The sequence below is a fragment of the Rhodococcoides fascians A44A genome (assembly GCF_000760735.1).
Classification (GTDB): domain Bacteria; phylum Actinomycetota; class Actinomycetes; order Mycobacteriales; family Mycobacteriaceae; genus Rhodococcoides; species Rhodococcoides fascians_E.
In genome coordinates this window covers 83,137-99,673 of the sequence record NZ_JMEX01000004.1, presented here as the reverse complement: position 1 = coordinate 99,673, position 16,537 = coordinate 83,137, and the positions used below count along the sequence as shown (strand labels likewise).

Below are 16,537 nucleotides of genomic sequence, written 5' to 3'. Positions count from 1 at the left end.
AAGTAAATCCGGACGAAGTACGCCGGACCGACACGTTCGCCGGAAACGCCGGCGGCACTACCTCGGCCGGACGATCGATGAAGGAGTACCGCCATGGCGAGCAGGACGAACGGGCTCGGGGCCAGTGGTTCGGCAGTGATCAATTCTGCCGTGATGGATTCCGCCGCGACTGCGGCTCTGTGGGCGGGCGCGGCCGGCATAGTCGACGGCCCCGGCGGCTACAGCGGGGTGGAACCGACCGAGGAGTGGGCGGCCGAGGTGAAGCGTCTGGCGCGCCGTCGCGGTGCGACGATCCTTGCGCACAACTACCAGCTTCCCGCCATCCAGGATGTCGCGGACCACGTCGGTGACTCCCTGGCGCTGTCGCGGATGGCCGCCGAGGTTCCCGAAGAGGAGATCATCTTCTGCGGTGTCCACTTCATGGCCGAGACCGCGAAGATTCTCAGCCCGTCGAAGACGGTCCTCATTCCCGACCAGCGTGCCGGATGCTCGCTGGCCGACTCGATCACCGCGGACCAACTCCGCGAGTGGAAAGCCGATTACCCGCACGCCGTCGTCGTGTCCTACGTCAACACCACGGCCGAGATCAAGGCCCTCACCGACATCTGCTGCACGTCATCGAACGCTGTCGAGGTGGTCGAGTCCATCGATCCGAGTCGCGAGATTCTGTTCCTTCCCGATCAGTTCCTCGGAGCCCACGTCAAGCGGGTCACCAAGCGCGAGAACCTGCACATCTGGGCAGGCGAGTGCCACGTGCACGCGGGCATCAACGGTGACGAACTGGCGGAGAAGTCGAGGGCTCACCCCGACGCCGAGTTGTACGTTCACCCCGAGTGCGGTTGTGCCACGTCGGCTCTGTACCTCGCGGGTGAGGGCTTCGTCACGGAGGACAAGGTCAAGATCCTGTCCACGGGAGGGATGCTGGATGCCGCCCGTGCGACGGGAGCCAAGCAGGTTCTGGTGGCCACCGAGATCGGCATGCTGCATCAGCTGCGCCGTGCCGCACCGGAAGTCGACTTCCAGGCCGTCAACGACCGGGCATCGTGCGGTTACATGAAGATGATCACTCCTGCCGCGTTGCTGCGCTGCCTCGTCGAAGGAAAGGACGAGGTGCACGTCGACCTCGACACGGCGCACGTGGCGAGCAAGTCCGTCCAGCGGATGATCGAGATCGGCACGCCGGGCGGCGGCGAGTGACGACACCCTCGGGGGCTGCACGGGAGGCCTCGGCCGACATCGGGTCCTGGGAGGTGTCGGCGGACCTCGTCGTCGTGGGAGGCGGCGTCGCGGGTCTGAGTGCGGCACTGTCGGCGAGCAGACGCGGGCTTCGCGTGCTCACGATCGCCAAGGACGGACCGCCCGGGACCGCGACTCAGTACGCGCAGGGCGGCATCGCTGTTCCCGGATCGGGCGGGCAGGCCGCGATCGACTCGCACGTGCGAGACACGTGCGGGGCCGGCGGCGGACTGTGTGACGTCGAGGCCGTCAGGTCGATCGTCGCGAGCGGTCGTGATGCCCTCGCGACGCTGCAGGAGTGGGGTGCCGTGTTCGACCTCGGTGCCGACGGTCTGCCTGCGCGTACGCGCGAGGGTGGGCACTCGGTTCGGCGGATCGTGCACGCCGGGGGGGATGCGACGGGAGCCGAGGTCCAGCGAGCGTTGACGGTGTCGAGTCGCCGAGCCGACGGGCACGTCGTGATGGCCGGACGAGTGGTCGAGGTTCTGACGGTGTCGCGGCACGTCGTCGGGGCGCTCGTGCTGTCCGGTCGAGGTTACGGAGTCGTCCATGCGCCTGCGGTTCTGCTCGCGACGGGCGGTCTGGGGCAGCTGTTCTCGTGCAGCACCAATCCGGCAGGGGCGACGGCCGACGGAATAGCGCTCGGTCTCGATGCAGGCGCGGACACGGCGGATCTCGAGTTCGTTCAGTTCCATCCGACGGTGCTGTTCGCCGCGGGCAGTACCGGGCGCAGGCCGCTCGTCAGCGAAGCCGTGCGAGGCGAGGGTGCTGTTCTGGTGGATCAGGACGGTGTGCGCTTCATGGCCGGAAGTCACCCGATGGCCGATCTCGCGCCGCGTGACGTCGTGTCGCGTGCGATCGCCGAGCGGCTGCGCGCAACCGGTACCGACCATGTTCTGTTGGACGCCAGGATGATTCGGGACTTCCGTACTCGTTTTCCGACGGTCACCGCCTCGTGCCTCGCCGCGGGAATCGACCCGGCCCACGACCTCGTTCCGGTCGCACCGGCAGCTCATTACTCGTGCGGAGGGCTTGTCACCGATGTGTGGGGGCGCACGTCGGTGACCGGTTTGTACGCGGCCGGGGAGGTGGCGCGGACGGGGCTGCACGGAGCCAATCGGCTCGCGTCGAACAGCCTGCTCGAAGGTCTCGTCGTCGGTGAGCGCGTCGGGCAAGCAGCGGTGGAACGACTCGGATCGCCGACCCCCGAGGTCGACGTGTCCGTGCCCACCGCCGCCGCGGTTCCGCGAGAACGATTGCAGAAGACGATGACTGAGTGCGCCGGTGTGGTGCGTGACGAGGGTGGTCTTCGCGTCGCCGCGGAGGTTCTCCGAGAATCCACCACCCGCGACGTGGTCGACGGGACGGCGCTCGAGGATTCGGCGCTGACAGCGGCGGCGTCGGCTCTCGTTCTCGCGGCGAGCCAGCGCGCCGAGAGTCGGGGATGCCACACCCGGGCTGACCATCCCGAAGTCCGGGACGATCTGCTGGGCAGTTTCAGAATTTCCAGGAACGAGGAGGGTGTGCTCGAATCGACGTTCGAGGCCTGCCTTTCGCACGTGACGACAGGGGTGAGCTGACAGTGAACGCGCTGATCGAACAGGGACTCGATCCCGACGAGATCCGGTCGATCGTCCGCACCGCGTTGGCGGAGGACCTGAGGTACGGGCCCGATGTGACCACGACTGCAACGGTTCCTGCGGAGGCGCGCGCAACGGCGACAGTGGTGTCTCGGCAAGCGGGCACCGTCGCGGGAATCGACGTGGGTCTTCTCGTTCTCGACGAGGTGTTGGGCGTGGACGGGTACACGGTCGAGGATCGAGTCGTCGACGGCACCGAAGTTGTTCCCGGACAGTCGATTCTGACCGTCACAGCGCCGACGAGAGGTTTGCTGACCGCCGAGCGCACGATGTTGAACCTGGTGTGCCACCTGTCCGGAATCGCGACCGCGACTGCGGCCTGGGTCGACCAGGTCGCCGACACCGACGCGAAGATCAGAGACAGCCGAAAGACGTTGCCCGGCTTACGGACGCTGCAGAAGTACGCGGTGCGCGCAGGCGGTGGAGTGAATCACCGAATGGGGTTGGGTGACGCGGCGTTGATCAAGGACAACCACGTCGCAGCAGCGGGATCGGTCGTCGCGGCGTTGCAGGCCGTCCGCGACGCGGCACCCGACATCGAATGCGAGGTGGAGGTGGACAGCCTGGAGCAACTGGACCAGGTACTGGCCGAGAACGTCGAGTTGGTCCTGCTGGACAACTTCGCTCTGTGGCAGACGCAGATGGCCGTCCAGCGCCGAGCCGCACTTTCTCCGCAGACCAAGTTGGAGTCCTCCGGTGGTCTGACGATCGACGTCGCCCGCGACTACGCGAAGACCGGAGTGGATTTCCTCGCGGTCGGGGGGTTGACGCACTCGGTGACGGTGCTGGATCTCGGGCTCGACATGTAGACGGTGGCCGTCTTGTAGATTCGAATTCGATGTCAGAGATACAGAGCGTCCGCCTCGACAGCTGGATCTGGGCGGTCCGGCTGTTCAAGACCCGCTCGGCAGCGGCCGCCGCGTGCCGTGCGGGTCATGTTCGGGTGAACGGCACCCCGGCGAAACCCGGTCTGCGTATCGGCGTCGACGACGAAGTCAGACTGCGCGTGGAGGGACTGGAGAAGATCGTGGTGGTGACCCGCCTGATCGCCAAACGCGTCGGAGCGCCGGTAGCCGCGGAATGCATGATCGACCGCAGTCCGCCCCCGCCGGCGAAGGAAATTCTGGCCTCACAGCCTCGACGTGACCGGGGCGCCGGAAGGCCGACCAAGCGGGACCGTCGCGACCTCGACAAGCTGCGCGACCTCGATCGCATGCGGGACCTCGAGCGCCACCACGGAGCCTGACCGAGTCAGCGCTTGGGACGCTTACGCGGCCCCGCCTTGCGTGGTGCTTTCCCGCTCTGCGTCTTCCCTTTCGGCGCTGCGGGCTTCTTGACCTGATTCGGCTTTCGGGTCTGGTCCGCTGTCTTGCCTCGAGAGCTGCGCGCCGATCTGCCGCGGACGATGCCGAAGAATTCCTCGACGTTCTCGGTGTTCTTGTCGCTCGGCCAGGCGAGCGCGACCGTGGATCCGGCCACCCCGTCCACCGGCCGATACACGAGATCCTTCCGAGCGTGCAGCCGCGCGATGGACTGAGGGACGATGGCGAGCCCCAGACCGGCAGCGACGTATTCGACAAGTTCCGAATTGGACCCGATGTCCGGGATCGGGAGGGCCGTACCGTCGGCGATCTCGGTGGCGACTGCCGCCCACTCCGGTATCTCCTCGGGTGACTGCAGGAGGTGCTCGTCGGCGAGATCGGTCACCGCGACCCGGTCGAACGCGGCTACCGCGTGATCCTTCGGCACAACGACCACAGGGACTTCTTCGTACAGCGCAACGACACTCAGCCCGTTCCGATCGACCGGCAGCCGAACGAAGCCGGCGTCGACGGCACCGCTTCTGAGCAAGTCGAGCTGGGTGTCGACTGTGGTGGGGACCAGCTCGAGGGTGATGTCCTCGAATCGCTCGGCCCAGATCCGGCTCCACTTCGTCGGGGTCACGCCCTCGGTGAACCCGACAGTGAGGGTGGCGACTTCGGCGGCCTTGCGCGCGGCCTCGGCGCGGAGTCTTGTGTCGTCCTCGGCGACGCGAGCCCGGGCGGTCACGAGAAACTCCCGGCCTTCGGCGGACAACTGGGTCGGGCTCACGCCGGGACGAAACAGTGGGTACCCGAGTTCTGCTTCCATGTCGATGACAGCCGCGCTGAGTTTCGTCCTGGCGATGTTCAGCTTCTTCGCCGCGCGTGCGAAGTGCAGTTCCTCGGCCACGGCGATGTACCAGCGGAGCACCTGCACGTCGAAATTCACGTGGTCAACACTATGCGAGAACCGGCGAGAGCCCGGACGGTGGCATCGAGCACTGCGTGGGGAAGATAGGCTGTGCGGGTGAGCCCGGAGAAGAATCAGCAGAACATGAAGCCCCTGACCGCGGCGAACAAGCTCGGCATCTACCTTCCTGCGGCCCCGCAGGAGTTTCAGTCGACTCCCGTGAGCCGCTCCGAACTCGACGCACTGAGGCAGAATCCGCCGCAGTGGTTGGCGGACCTGCAGCAGCACGGCCCGTTCCCGAAGGACGTCATCGCGCGCAAGCTCGGGATTTCCATCGCGGGACTCGGCAGGTCGGGCGTGACCGAAGCGCTGACGTCGGAACAGATCGAGACGTTGCTCGCCGACAAGCCGGACTGGCTCGTGAAGGAACAGCGGCTGCAGAAGGAAGTGCGAGCCGAAGCCGAACGCGTCAAGGCGAAGGAAGAAGCGCGCCGTGCGGCCTCCAATCGGCCGCAGAAGCTCCGCTGACCAGAGGCACAGAAGCTCCGCTGACCAGAGGTATGGAAGCTCCGCTGACCTGATTACGGGCTGAGGACGCCGTCGAGATAGAGCCAGTGTCCGTGTTCGCGAACAAATCGGCTGCGCTCGTGTAGAACTCCGTTTCCGTCGGGGTGCCGGTAGAAGGCACTGAACGCGACGACGCCGTCGGAGTCGAGCAGCCCACCGGAGCTGGTGTCGTCGATGTCCAGCCGGTACCAGCGCTGCTCGTCGTCCAGGGTGAGCTCGTCGGGCCTGGTCGTCGGGTGCCACGTTCGGAGCAGGTACTCGGGGTCGCGGACTGCGAATGCGGTGTACCGCGACCGCATCAGTCGTTCTGCGGTGGGTGCGTGCGTGGTTCCTGCGAGAAACGGTCCGCAGCAGGCGTCGAACAGGTCGCCGCTGAGGCAGGTGCAGGTGGGGCTCACTCGCCGACCACGGCGACGTCGTAGGTGCCGAGTTCGTGTTCGTCGCGGTGACCTTCGTCTCGAATCCAGGTGTTGGCTTCGAGGAGGGTGTCGAAGGTCCCGAGCGCCGTGACGGTGTCGCCGTCGGGCGATTTCATGAGCACTTGATATTTCCTCATGGTGCTGACTCCTGCCTTCAGATCGGGTTTGCCCTGCGGATGGTGGCCAGGAACGTGGCTGCGACGAAGAACAGGCCCGCGAACGTCCTGTTCATAGCGACCTGCTGACGGTGCGAGCGCATCAGCTTCAGCACTCGCGAGGCGAGTGAGGTGTAGCCGGTCATCACGAGCATGTCCACGGCAACCATCGTGGCAGCGATGATCAGGTACTGCGGCAGAAGTGGATGTGCCGGGTCGAGGAATTGTGGGAGAACGGCCAGCATGAACACCACTGCCTTGGGGTTCGAGGCGTTGACGAGGAAGCCTCGTCCGAGCATGGCGACTCCCCGGTCGGCGACGCCGGGGGCGGTGTCGATGTCGGTCGGACCTGCCCGCCACTGCCGGATTCCGAGGTAGACGAGGTAGGCGACGCCGAACCACTTGATCGCCGAGAACGCCACCGCCGACCCGGCGAGGACGGCGCCGAGGCCGACCGCGACGATGCCGATCTGCAGCAGCAGCCCGATCTGCAGACCGACGATGTTCCAGTAACCGCGTCCCAGTCCGTAGCGGAGGCCGGTGGACATCGAGGCGATGGCGCCCGCGCCGGGCGAGAGGCTGATCACCACTGCCGCGCCGAGGAACGCAAACCAGACATGCATGCTCATGGGACTATTGAACATCAGGAGTGGTTGGGGCGATCGTGGGTACTGGACCGGTATGGCTTCCATCGAAACGATCGATCAAGGTGACCGCGTAGTGGCTCGTCGCACCGTCGTGAATGCTCCTGCGTCCGAGTTGCTCGCTCTCGTCGCGGATCCGCATCGGCACGGCGAGTTGGACGGGTCCGGCACCGTGAAGGACACGGTCCGCGGGCCGAACCGGCTGACGCGCGGAGCCAAGTTCTCCGTAAGCATGAAGCAGTTCGGAGTTCCGTATCGGATCACCAGCACCGTCACGGATTTTCGAGACGATGCGGACGTGAAAGTCATCGAGTGGCAGCATCCGATGGGGCACACGTGGCGTTGGCAGTTCGAGGAGACCGAGCCGGGTCGTTCCGCCGTGACCGAGTCCTTCGACTACAGCACGGCGAAGGCTCCGAAGCTGCTCGAGGTGTTCAAGATGCCGCAGAAGAATGCGCAAGGCATCAGTTCGACGCTTGCACAGCTTGCCCGCAAGTACACCTGACGCGAGCACCTCGTCACCGTCTGCAGGACGTGCGGGGATAACCGATTGGCACCGGCACTATCCTTGAGGATCGACAACCGTCACTTCTCGTCGTTTCGCAAGGAGTCCTTATGCCTGCCCGCATCGAGCTCGCCCGCGTGGATCTACGCGGCCGAACTCCATCCACCGCCGAACTACGCGGCGCGCTTCCACGAGGTGGAGTGGATGTCGATGCGGTGTTGCATCAGGTTCGTCCCGTCGTCGAGGCGGTGCGGGAGCGCGGCGTCGAGGCGGCGCTCGAGTACTCCGAACAGTTCGACGGTGTTCGTCCGGAGCGTGTGCGCGTGCCCGCCGCGGCTCTGGAGAAGGCACTGACCGAGCTCGACCCCGCGGTTCGCGCGGCGCTGGAAGTGGCCATCGAGCGCACTCGGATCGTGCACGCGGATCAGCGTCGCACCGACACGGCCACCGAGGTCGTTCCAGGCGGAACGGTCACCGAACGGTGGGTCCCGGTCGAGCGCGTCGGTCTCTACGTGCCCGGCGGAAACGCGGTGTACCCCTCGTCTGTGGTGATGAACGTTGTTCCGGCTCAGACCGCGGGTGTCGGTTCGCTGGTGGTCGCGTCCCCGCCGCAGAAAGAGTTCGGTGGGTTGCCGCACCCCACGATCCTCGCTGCTGCGCAACTGCTCGGTGTCGAAGAGGTGTGGGCAGTGGGCGGCGGCCAGGGAATCGCCTTGCTCACGTACGGCGGCACGGACGTGGACGGCACCGAACTGGAACCGGTCGACCTGATCACCGGCCCCGGCAACATCTACGTCACGGCAGCCAAGCGCCTGTGCCGTTCTCTGATCGGCATAGATTCCGAGGCAGGTCCCACGGAAATCGCCGTGCTGGCCGATTCCACGGCCGATCCGGTGCACGTCGCGGCGGACATGATCAGCCAAGCCGAGCACGATGTCATGGCGGCCAGTGTGCTGGTGACCACCAGCACCGAACTCGCCGATGCGGTGGATCGTGCGCTCGACGCCCAGCTGGAGTTCACGACGCACGCAGAGCGCGTCGCGACAGCGCTGTCCGGTAAGCAATCCGGCATCGTGCTCGTCGACGACATCGATCAGGGGCTGGCCGTGGTGAACACGTACGCGGCCGAGCACCTCGAGATCCAGACAGCGGACAGCCGGGCCGTGGCCGCTCGTGTGCGCAGCGCAGGCGCAGTGTTCGTCGGCGCCTGGTCGCCGGTCAGTCTCGGTGACTACTGCGCCGGGTCCAATCACGTTCTGCCCACCGCGGGTTGTGCGCGTCACTCGTCGGGTCTGAGCGTGCAGACGTTCCTGCGCGGAATTCACGTCGTCGACTACTCGGAGGCGGCATTGAAGGATGTTGCAGGCCACGTGATCGCCCTCGCGAACGCCGAGGATCTCCCGGCGCACGGCGAGGCGGTCCGGTTGCGATTCGAAGGGTTGTCGAAGTGAGCGGCGTCGTCGGATCGAGCGTCTCGATGGACGAGTTGCCGTTGCGGGAGAGCCTGCGAGGCAAGACGGCATACGGAGCGCCGCAACTGTCGGTTCCGGTGCAGCTCAACACGAACGAGAATCCGCACCCTCCGACACAGGCGCTCGTCGACGACGTCGCGGAGTCCGTCCGGGTGGCCGCGGCCGAACTGCATCGGTATCCCGATCGCGATGCCGTCGAACTCCGCGCGGCACTGGCCACCTACCTGACCGGTCGGACCGGCTTCGAGGTCGACGTCAGCAACGTCTGGGCCGCCAACGGCTCCAACGAGATTCTGCAGCAGCTTCTTCAGGCGTTCGGTGGACCCGGCCGGACATCGCTGGGGTTCGTGCCGTCGTACTCCATGCATCCGATCATCTCGTCCGGGACCCAGACGGAATGGCTCGAGATGAACAGGAGCGAGGACTTCTCGCTCGACATCGATCGTGCCGTCGACGCCATCGCCCAGCGTGATCCGGACGTCGTGTTCGTGACCAGCCCCAACAACCCGACCGGGCACAGTATCGCGTCCGCGGACCTGCGTCGGATTCTCGACGCGGCACGCGGAATCGTAATTCTCGACGAGGCGTACGCGGAATTTTCCGCACAGCCCAGCGGAATCGGTCTGATCGACGAGTATCCGTCCAAGCTCGTCGTGAGCCGAACGATGAGCAAGGCTTTCGCATTCGCCGGTGGGCGGCTCGGTTACCTCGTCGCCGCACCCGCCATCGTCGACGCGATGTTCCTGGTGCGCTTGCCGTACCACTTGTCGGTCGTCACGCAGGCCGCCGCGCTGGCGGCGCTGCGGCATGCACCGGAAACCCTTGCGAGTGTGGCGCAGTTGTCCGCCGAGCGGGATCGGGTGATGGCACGGCTGACCGAGCTCGGGTTCGACGTCGTTCCCAGCGACGCGAACTTCGTTCTGTTCGGCCGGTTCTCCGACGCGGGCGCGACGTGGAAGCGGTATCTCGACGACGGAGTGTTGATTCGCGACGTCGGCATCGCCGGGTACCTACGTACCACGATCGGCCTCGACGCCGAGAACGATCGATTCCTCGACGTCAGCGCGGCACTCGCGCACGAACAACTGGACAACACCGACCGAGCAGAGGCACACCGATGACCGCAGCAGAGCGAGCACCGAGGATCGCGCGCATCGAGCGCACGACGAAGGAATCGGACATCACCGTCGAGATCGACCTCGACGGCACGGGCATCGTGGACATCTCCACCGGTGTGCCGTTCTACGACCACATGTTGACCGCACTCGGCACGCACGGCCGATTCGATCTGACGGTGCACGCCAAGGGTGACGTGGAGATCGATGCTCATCACACCGTCGAGGACACCGCGATCGTGTTGGGTCAAGCTCTCGGTCAGGCACTGGGGGACAAGTCCGGCATCACTCGCTTCGGTGACGCCTTCATCCCGATGGACGAGACTCAGGTCCACGCGTCGGTCGACGTGTCCGGCCGGCCTTACTGCGTGCACACCGGCGAGCCGGACTACATGGTGCATTCGGTCATCGGTGGGTATCCGGGCGTGCCGTATCACGCGGTCATCAACCGCCACGTGTTCGAGTCTCTGGCGATGAACGCGAGAATCGCTCTGCACGTGCGGGTTCTGTACGGACGCGATCAGCATCACATCACCGAGGCCGAGTTCAAGGCCGTTGCCCGGGCACTTCGGCAGGCGGTCGAGTACGACCCGCGGGTCACCGGAATTCCGTCCACCAAGGGCAGTCTGTGACGTCGGCTTGACTTCTCGGCTCCTGAAGATCGAGGGGCTGCCCGCGGCGATGGTCATGGGGGCGGCTGCGTTCGGTGGGTGGGGACTGCTCCTGCCCGTCGTTCCGTTGGCAGTGTCGGTCGGAGGCGGATCCGCGGCCGTGGCCGGGGCAACCACGGCCTTGTTCATGACAACGACGGTTCTCACCCAGCTCTTCGTTCCCCGGCTACTAGTTCGCTTCGGTCACCGGCCGGTGCTCGCGGCGGGATGCACCCTCCTCGGAGTGCCTGCGCTCGTCCTGGTGGCGTCGGCCGCTGTGGTGCCCGCGCTGGCTGTATCCGCTGTACGCGGAGTGGGTTTCGGGCTGTTGACCGTCGCCGGTGCGGCATTGGTGGCGGAGTTGGCCCCGCCCGTTCTGCTGGGGCGGGCCACTGGAGCACAGGGCATCGCGGTGGCGCTGTCGCAGATGGTGACGTTGCCGCTCGGCCTCGTGCTGTTCTCCGTGTCCCCGACGGCAGTGTTCGTCGTCGGGGCGCTGGTCTCGGTGAGCGGGCTGTTCGCGATCGTTTTTCTGCCGCCGGTACGGCCGATGGCTCCGCCGCGTCGGGACAAGTCCGACGGACGATCGTCGGCACGCGCGCTGGTGATTCCGTGTCTCGCCGTCGCGGCGGCATCTGCGTCGTTCGGTGGGTTGTCCAGTCTGCTGCCGATCGCCGAGCCCGGCCGGGAGTCGATGATCGGTGTCTCCCTCGCCGTGATCAGCGGTTCGATGCTGATCGGACGCTACGGCGCGGGCGCAGTGGCGGATCGTCTCGGCATCGGGCGCTCTCTCGCACCAGCGCTGCTGCTGGTGTTCAGTGGGGGAACGTTGTTCGCTGTCGCCGTCGCACAACGCAACCCCGCGGCTGTGTTCATCGCCGCGGCCGTACTGTTCGGCCTCGGGTACGGAGCGACCCAGAACGACAGCCTGGTGATGACGTTCCGTGCAGCCGGCCCGGACAGATTCAGCCAGGCCAGTGCCGCCTGGAACATCGGGTTCGACGCGGGGACCGGGGCAGGCGCCATGGCCCTCGGGGTGATCGTCGGGACGGTCGGCTACGCCACAGGATTCGCGACGGCGGCGTCGGTGGCGCTCGCGATGGCCGCGGTGGTCGCGATCTACTCGTGGCGGCGGCCTGGATAGACTGGTGGCATGAAGTCTGTCGCGCTGCTCGATTACGGCTCGGGCAATCTGCATTCCGCGAAAAGGGCCCTCGACCGGGTGGGCGCAGACGTCACTGTCACCGCCGATCCCAAGATCGCGCTCGCGGCCGATGGGTTGGTGGTGCCCGGTGTCGGCGCGTTCGCTGCGTGCATGGAGGGCCTCCTGGGAGTCAAGGGAGACCGGATCATCGGGCAACGTCTTGCCGGTGGTCGACCGGTCCTCGGCATCTGCGTCGGAATGCAGATCATGTTCGACCGTGGCGTGGAATTCGGAACGTCGGCCGCTGGTTGCGGTGAGTGGCCGGGGACCGTCGAACGACTGCAGGCGGACGTGCTGCCGCACATGGGCTGGAACACCGTCCGAGCACCGGAGAAGAGCGTTCTGTTCGACGGTATCGACGCCGATACGCGGTTCTACTTCGTGCACTCGTACGCAACCCAGAAGTGGGAGATGGACGTCGGCGACACCATTGCCGCACCTCTGCTGACGTGGGCCGATCACGGCGGTGATTTCCTCGCCGCCGTCGAGAACGGTCCGTTGTCCGCTACGCAGTTCCATCCGGAGAAGTCCGGTGACGCGGGGGCCGCGCTGCTGAAGAACTGGATCGACTCGCTGTGAGCACGGCCTAGGTGAGCGACCGGGAGTTCTCGTTCGGGCGTCTGGCCGTCGCCTCCCTCGGGAGCGCGACGCTGGTTCTCGTCGTCACCACCGCGATCGTCGCCGTCGTGCGACCGGGGCCAGGAGTCGGGCTCTTGATCGTTGCCATCGGAATCGCTGCGGCGATCACCGCGATGGGTGTGGTGTCCACACGCATGACTCGCCGCGGTCTGGGCGCAGAGGGTTCGGTCGAGGACGGCAGCGGAGACCCTGAGCGCTGACGGCGTCGTCGATGGCAGTAGCATAATCGCACGTGAGCCTGGTCTTATTGCCTGCTGTCGATGTCGCAGGCGGCGAAGCTGTCCGTCTCGTTCAGGGAGAGGCGGGGAGCGAAACCAAGTACGGATCGCCTCGTGACGCCGCCCTCGCGTGGCAGAACGACGGTGCCGAATGGGTCCATCTCGTGGACCTCGACGCCGCGTTCGGTCGTGGATCCAACCGTGAGTTGCTGGCCGAGGTCGTCGGCGAACTCGACGTGAAGGTGGAACTGTCCGGCGGAATTCGCGACGACGAGTCGCTTCGTGCGGCGCTCGCGACGGGTTGTGCGCGTGTCAATCTCGGAACCGCTGCGTTGGAGGACCCGGAGTGGTGCTCGCGGGCGATCGGCGAGTTCGGCGACAGGGTCGCCGTCGGGCTGGACGTGCTGATCGTCGAGGGGCAGAACCGTCTGCGTGGCCGCGGGTGGGTCAGCGACGGCGGTGATCTGTGGGAGGTTCTCGAGCGGCTCGAGCGCGACGGTTGCTCCCGGTACGTCGTCACCGACGTGACGAAGGACGGCACACTCACCGGACCGAATCTCGACCTGCTTCGCCAGATGTGCGAGAAGACCGACAAGCCGGTCATCGCGTCCGGAGGCGTCTCCACGATCGAGGACCTCCGCGCGATCGCGTCGCTGGTACCCGAGGGAGTCGAAGGCTCGATCGTCGGTAAAGCGCTGTACGCGGGCCGATTCACATTGCCCGACGCCCTCGCGGCCGTGTCCCGCTAGTACCGGAAGACGAGAGACATTTCATCGATGAGCCTGCCCGAGGACCCGCAACGGTTGCTGGAGATCGCCGGTCGTTTGCTCGACGGTACCCACGACCGCTTCGTCGCGGGCGTCGGTGCTCCGAGCGCGGTGCAGAAGGGGCCGGACGACTTCGCGACCGCGGTCGATCTCGAACTGGAGAAGCGGTTGTCCGCAGAACTGGTCGAGCACACCGGGATTGCGGTTCACGGTGAAGAGTTCGGCGGGCCGGATCTGAGTACGGGCACGGTGTGGGTCCTCGACCCCATCGACGGGACGTTCAACTACTCGGCCGGATTGCCCTCGGCCGGAACGTTGTTGGCGTTGCTGCACGACGGCGTGCCGGTGCTCGGGTTGACCTGGCTCCCGCTCGTCGGGCATCGGTTCACGGCGGCAGCCGGTGGGCACGTGCATCTGAACGGTGAGGCATTGCCGAGACTGGGCAGTCGCGCACTGTCGGATTCGATGATCGGGTTCGGTGCGTTCAACATCGCCAGCCGAGGCCGCACGCCAGGCCTGTACCGGGTGCGAATCCTCGAAGAGCTGTCGAAGGTGTCCTCCCGCTTGCGTATGCACGGTGCCACCGGCGTCGACCTCGCCTACACGGCGAGCGGAGTGCTCGGCGGATGCGTCGTGTTCGGTCACCGTGCGTGGGACAACGCGGCGGGCGCGCTGCTGGTGCAGGCAGCAGGCGGCGTGGTCACCGACCTGGCGGGTGAGCCGTGGACCGTCGATTCGACGTCGGTGCTCGCTGCCTCTCCCGGAGCACACGACGAACTGCTGAAGGTCATCACCGACCTCGGTGATCCCGCCGATTTCCTGGAAGGACGAGTGCGATGAGCGTCGCCGTACGTGTCATCCCGTGCCTCGATGTCGACGCAGGCCGCGTCGTGAAAGGCGTGAACTTCGAGAACCTGCGGGACGCAGGCGATCCCGTGGAACTCGCGGCGGCCTACGACGCCCAAGGTGCCGACGAATTGACGTTCCTGGACGTCACCGCGTCCACTTCGGACCGCGCAACGATGCTCGACGTCGTCAGCCGAACTGCTGAGCAGGTGTTCATTCCGCTGACCGTCGGCGGGGGAGTGCGCACCGTTGCGGACGTCGACAGGCTGCTGCGTGCAGGCGCGGACAAGGTGAGCGTGAACACCGCCGCCATCGCGCGCCCGGAGCTTCTCCGCGAACTGAGCGAACGGTTCGGATCACAGTGCATCGTGCTGTCGGTGGACGCGAGGACCGTGCCGACCGGCGGGCAGGACACACCGTCGGGTTGGGAAGTGACGACGCACGGTGGAAAGCGCGGCACGGGCATCGATGCTGTCGAGTGGGCGGTTCGTGGTGCCGAATTGGGTGTCGGCGAAATTCTGCTGAACTCGATGGACGCGGACGGAACCAAGGCGGGTTTCGATCTGCCGATGATCGCAGAGGTTCGTCGAGCCGTGCACGTGCCGGTGATCGCCAGCGGCGGAGCAGGACTGGTCGAGCATTTCCCGCCGGCGGTGAGGGCAGGCGCGGACGCAGTCCTCGCGGCCAGCGTCTTCCACTTCGGGGATCTCACGATCTCCCAGGTCAAGGACGCAATGCGCAGCGACGGCATCGTCGTCAGGTGATGCGCCCCTCGGTCGTACCGAGGGTGTCGCTGTCGATTCGAGAGGTATAACGGTTGTCATGAGTCTCGACCCCGCTATCGCGGCACGCCTCAAACGCAACGAGGCGGGTCTCGTCAGCGCCGTAGCTCAGGAGAAGTCGTCCGGTGACGTTCTGATGGTCGCCTGGATGGACGACGAAGCCCTGGCTCGGACGCTGGAAACGCGCAAGGGAACCTACTATTCGCGTTCGCGGCAGGAGTACTGGGTGAAGGGCGAGACGTCCGGCCACACCCAGTACGTCCACGAGGTTCGACTCGACTGCGACGGAGACACCGTTCTCCTCGTCGTCGATCAAGAAGGCGGCGCCTGTCACACCGGTGACCACACCTGCTTCGATGCCGACGTGCTGTTGAGCTAGTGCAGTCAGGCTTTGCCTGTGCCTTCGGCAATGCCCTTGTCGAGTTGGGTGAGGATGGTGGAGCTGAGTCGGCCGAGTGCGGTGACCTGGTCGTCGTCGAGTCCTTCGAACAGCAGGGCTTGGACGGTGGCGACGTGGCCTGGTGCCGATTCGACGACTTTGTCCATTCCTGCGTCCGTGAGGACGGCGTAGCTGCCACGTGAGCCTTCGATGCTCTCGCGGCGTACCCAGCCGATCTTCTCGAGCTTGGTCACCACGTGGGACAACCTCGACAACGATGCGTTGGCGAATTTGGCGAGGTCGCGCAGCTGGATTCGCCGGTTCGGGTCCTCGGACAGCACGGACAACACGAAGTAGTCGAAGTGTGTCAGCGAGGAGTCGCGCTGGAGCTGCGTGTCCAGAGCCGCGGGGAGTCGGGTGATGATCGCGACTACGGAGCGCCAGGCCTCTTGTTGGCTGTCGGTGAGCCAGCGTGGTTCGGAGTGGTCTACCGACTCGGCCATCGCGGGGCAACCCTTCTTTCGAGCGAACAGTTGGTTGTAGTCAACACAGTGTTTCACTCGATTGAAGGTTCACGTTATCGCCCCGTGCGGTGGCTATGCCTTCGAGCGGTTCCGAACGAACTCCAGCGCGTGGTCGGCGTGCGCCTCGAACCTGAATTCGCTGGTGAAGACGTCGAGAACGGTCCGGTCCGTGTCGATGACGAACGTTGCCCGCTTGACCGGGGACAGCTTGCCGAGCAGGCCGCGTCGCACTCCGAACTGTGTGGCGACGGCGCCGGACTCGTCCGACAGCAGCGGATAGTCGAAGGACTTCACGTCGGCGAACTCGGCCTGCTTGGAAACTGCATCGGTGCTGATTCCCACGCGAGTGGCACCGGCCTCGGCGAACTCGGCGGCGAGGTCGCGGAAGTGGCAGGCTTCGACGGTGCAGCCCGGTGTGAGTGCGCCGGGGTAGAAGAACAGCACCACGGGCCCGTTCTGCAGCAGCGTGTCGAGCGATTGCGGGGTTCCGCTCTGGTCCGGCAACGTGAAGTTCTCTACACGATCTCCTGGTTTCATTCCTGCGACGCTACCGCTCGGTAAGTT

Annotated in this window: 22 protein-coding genes; 16 read left to right on the top strand and 6 right to left on the bottom strand. The window is 65.9% G+C overall.

Going from position 1 to position 16,537, the window contains the following annotated elements:
• Positions 1-153 precede the first annotated feature (153 nt).
• From nadA to BH95_RS01445, 4 genes are read left to right on the top strand one after another with little or no spacing between them, the layout of a single operon-like run.
• Positions 154-1,197 (top strand): quinolinate synthase NadA, encoded by a 1,044-nt coding sequence (nadA, locus tag BH95_RS01460; protein WP_027498857.1) that lies wholly within the window; start codon positions 154-156, stop codon positions 1,195-1,197.
• Positions 1,194-2,816, top strand: a complete 1,623-nt coding sequence (locus BH95_RS01455) for an L-aspartate oxidase (RefSeq protein WP_037180720.1) — start codon at positions 1,194-1,196, stop codon at positions 2,814-2,816. The genes nadA and BH95_RS01455 overlap by 4 nt, the downstream gene beginning before the upstream one ends.
• Positions 2,817-2,818: 2 nt before the next feature.
• The gene (nadC, locus tag BH95_RS01450) at positions 2,819-3,685 is read left to right on the top strand and encodes a carboxylating nicotinate-nucleotide diphosphorylase (protein ID WP_037180718.1); all 867 of its coding nucleotides are present in this window, start codon (positions 2,819-2,821) and stop codon (positions 3,683-3,685) included.
• 29 nt (positions 3,686-3,714) lie between these two features.
• Entirely contained in the window at positions 3,715-4,122 is a 408-nt protein-coding gene (locus BH95_RS01445; protein WP_020112003.1) for an RNA-binding S4 domain-containing protein, read from the top strand.
• Positions 4,123-4,127: 5 nt separating this feature from the next.
• Here BH95_RS01445 and BH95_RS01440 read toward each other — a convergent pair whose 3' ends face one another.
• Positions 4,128-5,126 carry a LysR family transcriptional regulator gene (locus BH95_RS01440; RefSeq protein ID WP_020112004.1) on the bottom strand — a complete coding sequence of 333 codons (999 nt, stop codon included), beginning with the start codon at positions 5,124-5,126 and terminating at the stop codon, positions 4,128-4,130.
• Positions 5,127-5,204: 78 nt separating this feature from the next.
• On the opposite strand from BH95_RS01440, the gene BH95_RS01435 reads away from it, so the two are divergent.
• Positions 5,205-5,615 (top strand): DUF5997 family protein, encoded by a 411-nt coding sequence (locus tag BH95_RS01435; RefSeq protein ID WP_019665876.1) that lies wholly within the window; start codon positions 5,205-5,207, stop codon positions 5,613-5,615.
• Between the two features lie 53 nt (positions 5,616-5,668).
• Here the strand turns inward: BH95_RS01435 and BH95_RS01430 are convergent, their stop codons facing one another.
• The 3 genes from BH95_RS01430 to BH95_RS01425 are packed head-to-tail and all read right to left on the bottom strand — an operon-like array spanning position 5,669 to position 6,857.
• Positions 5,669-6,052 carry a YchJ family protein gene (locus BH95_RS01430; protein ID WP_033188582.1) on the bottom strand — a complete coding sequence of 128 codons (384 nt, stop codon included), beginning with the start codon at positions 6,050-6,052 and terminating at the stop codon, positions 5,669-5,671.
• On the bottom strand, positions 6,049-6,189 hold the full coding sequence (locus tag BH95_RS28680; RefSeq protein ID WP_155291609.1) for a hypothetical protein: 141 nt from the start codon (positions 6,187-6,189) through the stop codon (positions 6,049-6,051). Before BH95_RS28680 ends, BH95_RS01430 begins: the two co-directional genes overlap by 4 nt.
• Positions 6,190-6,227: 38 nt before the next feature.
• Complete coding sequence (locus tag BH95_RS01425; RefSeq protein ID WP_037180716.1) at positions 6,228-6,857, bottom strand: LysE family transporter; 630 nt, start codon at positions 6,855-6,857, stop codon at positions 6,228-6,230.
• Between the two features lie 52 nt (positions 6,858-6,909).
• Here BH95_RS01425 and BH95_RS01420 point away from each other — a divergent pair, with 52 nt between their 5' ends.
• The 11 genes from BH95_RS01420 (at position 6,910) to hisI (ending at position 15,449) form a co-directional block, all read left to right on the top strand.
• Positions 6,910-7,377 carry an SRPBCC family protein gene (locus tag BH95_RS01420; protein ID WP_037180714.1) on the top strand — a complete coding sequence of 156 codons (468 nt, stop codon included), beginning with the start codon at positions 6,910-6,912 and terminating at the stop codon, positions 7,375-7,377.
• A 110-nt stretch (positions 7,378-7,487) separates the two neighbouring features.
• Positions 7,488-8,828, top strand: coding sequence for a histidinol dehydrogenase (gene hisD / locus BH95_RS01415; RefSeq protein ID WP_037180711.1), 1,341 nt, complete (start codon positions 7,488-7,490; stop codon positions 8,826-8,828).
• A 26-nt stretch (positions 8,829-8,854) separates the two neighbouring features.
• A complete protein-coding gene (locus BH95_RS01410; protein ID WP_371828303.1) occupies positions 8,855-9,970 on the top strand; it encodes a histidinol-phosphate transaminase in 1,116 nt (371 codons plus the stop codon).
• Positions 9,967-10,596 carry an imidazoleglycerol-phosphate dehydratase HisB gene (gene hisB / locus BH95_RS01405; RefSeq protein ID WP_019665869.1) on the top strand — a complete coding sequence of 210 codons (630 nt, stop codon included), beginning with the start codon at positions 9,967-9,969 and terminating at the stop codon, positions 10,594-10,596. The genes BH95_RS01410 and hisB overlap by 4 nt, the downstream gene beginning before the upstream one ends.
• A gap of 49 nt (positions 10,597-10,645) precedes the next feature.
• Positions 10,646-11,758 (top strand): MFS transporter, encoded by a 1,113-nt coding sequence (locus BH95_RS01400; protein ID WP_037180705.1) that lies wholly within the window; start codon positions 10,646-10,648, stop codon positions 11,756-11,758.
• Between the two features lie 9 nt (positions 11,759-11,767).
• Complete coding sequence (gene hisH, locus BH95_RS01395; RefSeq protein ID WP_019665867.1) at positions 11,768-12,397, top strand: imidazole glycerol phosphate synthase subunit HisH; 630 nt, start codon at positions 11,768-11,770, stop codon at positions 12,395-12,397.
• An 11-nt stretch (positions 12,398-12,408) separates the two neighbouring features.
• Positions 12,409-12,657: a hypothetical protein gene (locus BH95_RS01390; protein ID WP_019665866.1), complete on the top strand. Its 249-nt coding sequence runs from the start codon at positions 12,409-12,411 to the stop codon at positions 12,655-12,657.
• Between the two features lie 32 nt (positions 12,658-12,689).
• On the top strand, positions 12,690-13,424 hold the full coding sequence (priA, locus tag BH95_RS01385) for a bifunctional 1-(5-phosphoribosyl)-5-((5-phosphoribosylamino)methylideneamino)imidazole-4-carboxamide isomerase/phosphoribosylanthranilate isomerase PriA (RefSeq protein WP_026347902.1): 735 nt from the start codon (positions 12,690-12,692) through the stop codon (positions 13,422-13,424).
• Positions 13,425-13,451: 27 nt separating this feature from the next.
• Positions 13,452-14,282 carry an inositol monophosphatase family protein gene (locus BH95_RS01380; protein ID WP_037180703.1) on the top strand — a complete coding sequence of 277 codons (831 nt, stop codon included), beginning with the start codon at positions 13,452-13,454 and terminating at the stop codon, positions 14,280-14,282.
• On the top strand, positions 14,279-15,052 hold the full coding sequence (gene hisF / locus BH95_RS01375) for an imidazole glycerol phosphate synthase subunit HisF (protein ID WP_019665863.1): 774 nt from the start codon (positions 14,279-14,281) through the stop codon (positions 15,050-15,052). The genes BH95_RS01380 and hisF overlap by 4 nt, the downstream gene beginning before the upstream one ends.
• A 58-nt stretch (positions 15,053-15,110) precedes the next feature.
• Positions 15,111-15,449, top strand: a complete 339-nt coding sequence (gene hisI, locus BH95_RS01370) for a phosphoribosyl-AMP cyclohydrolase (RefSeq protein ID WP_019665862.1) — start codon at positions 15,111-15,113, stop codon at positions 15,447-15,449.
• Positions 15,450-15,454: 5 nt separating this feature from the next.
• On the opposite strand, the gene BH95_RS01365 is transcribed toward hisI, so the two are convergent.
• Entirely contained in the window at positions 15,455-15,952 is a 498-nt protein-coding gene (locus BH95_RS01365; RefSeq protein ID WP_019665861.1) for a MarR family winged helix-turn-helix transcriptional regulator, read from the bottom strand.
• 93 nt (positions 15,953-16,045) lie between these two features.
• Positions 16,046-16,510, bottom strand: coding sequence for a peroxiredoxin (locus tag BH95_RS01360; protein ID WP_033188589.1), 465 nt, complete (start codon positions 16,508-16,510; stop codon positions 16,046-16,048).
• Positions 16,511-16,537 lie beyond the last annotated feature (27 nt).

Excerpts from the sequence above, each read along its gene's own strand:
- nadA (WP_027498857.1), top strand. The coding sequence starts at position 154 with ATGGATTCCGCCGCGACTGCGGCTCTGTGGGCGGGCGCGGCCGGCATA.
- BH95_RS01445 (WP_020112003.1), top strand. The coding sequence starts at position 3,715 with ATGTCAGAGATACAGAGCGTCCGCCTCGACAGCTGGATCTGGGCGGTC.
- BH95_RS28680 (WP_155291609.1), bottom strand. The coding sequence starts at position 6,189 with ATGAAATCGCCCGACGGCGACACCGTCACGGCGCTCGGGACCTTCGAC.
- BH95_RS01425 (WP_037180716.1), bottom strand. The coding sequence starts at position 6,857 with ATGAGCATGCATGTCTGGTTTGCGTTCCTCGGCGCGGCAGTGGTGATC.
- BH95_RS01420 (WP_037180714.1), top strand. The coding sequence starts at position 6,910 with ATGGCTTCCATCGAAACGATCGATCAAGGTGACCGCGTAGTGGCTCGT.
- hisD (WP_037180711.1), top strand. The coding sequence starts at position 7,488 with ATGCCTGCCCGCATCGAGCTCGCCCGCGTGGATCTACGCGGCCGAACT.
- BH95_RS01410 (WP_371828303.1), top strand. The coding sequence starts at position 8,855 with ATGGACGAGTTGCCGTTGCGGGAGAGCCTGCGAGGCAAGACGGCATAC.
- hisB (WP_019665869.1), top strand. The coding sequence starts at position 9,967 with ATGACCGCAGCAGAGCGAGCACCGAGGATCGCGCGCATCGAGCGCACG.
- BH95_RS01400 (WP_037180705.1), top strand. The coding sequence starts at position 10,646 with ATGGTCATGGGGGCGGCTGCGTTCGGTGGGTGGGGACTGCTCCTGCCC.
- hisH (WP_019665867.1), top strand. The coding sequence starts at position 11,768 with ATGAAGTCTGTCGCGCTGCTCGATTACGGCTCGGGCAATCTGCATTCC.
- BH95_RS01380 (WP_037180703.1), top strand. The coding sequence starts at position 13,452 with ATGAGCCTGCCCGAGGACCCGCAACGGTTGCTGGAGATCGCCGGTCGT.
- hisF (WP_019665863.1), top strand. The coding sequence starts at position 14,279 with ATGAGCGTCGCCGTACGTGTCATCCCGTGCCTCGATGTCGACGCAGGC.
- hisI (WP_019665862.1), top strand. The coding sequence starts at position 15,111 with ATGAGTCTCGACCCCGCTATCGCGGCACGCCTCAAACGCAACGAGGCG.
- BH95_RS01365 (WP_019665861.1), bottom strand. The coding sequence starts at position 15,952 with ATGGCCGAGTCGGTAGACCACTCCGAACCACGCTGGCTCACCGACAGC.
- BH95_RS01360 (WP_033188589.1), bottom strand. The coding sequence starts at position 16,510 with ATGAAACCAGGAGATCGTGTAGAGAACTTCACGTTGCCGGACCAGAGC.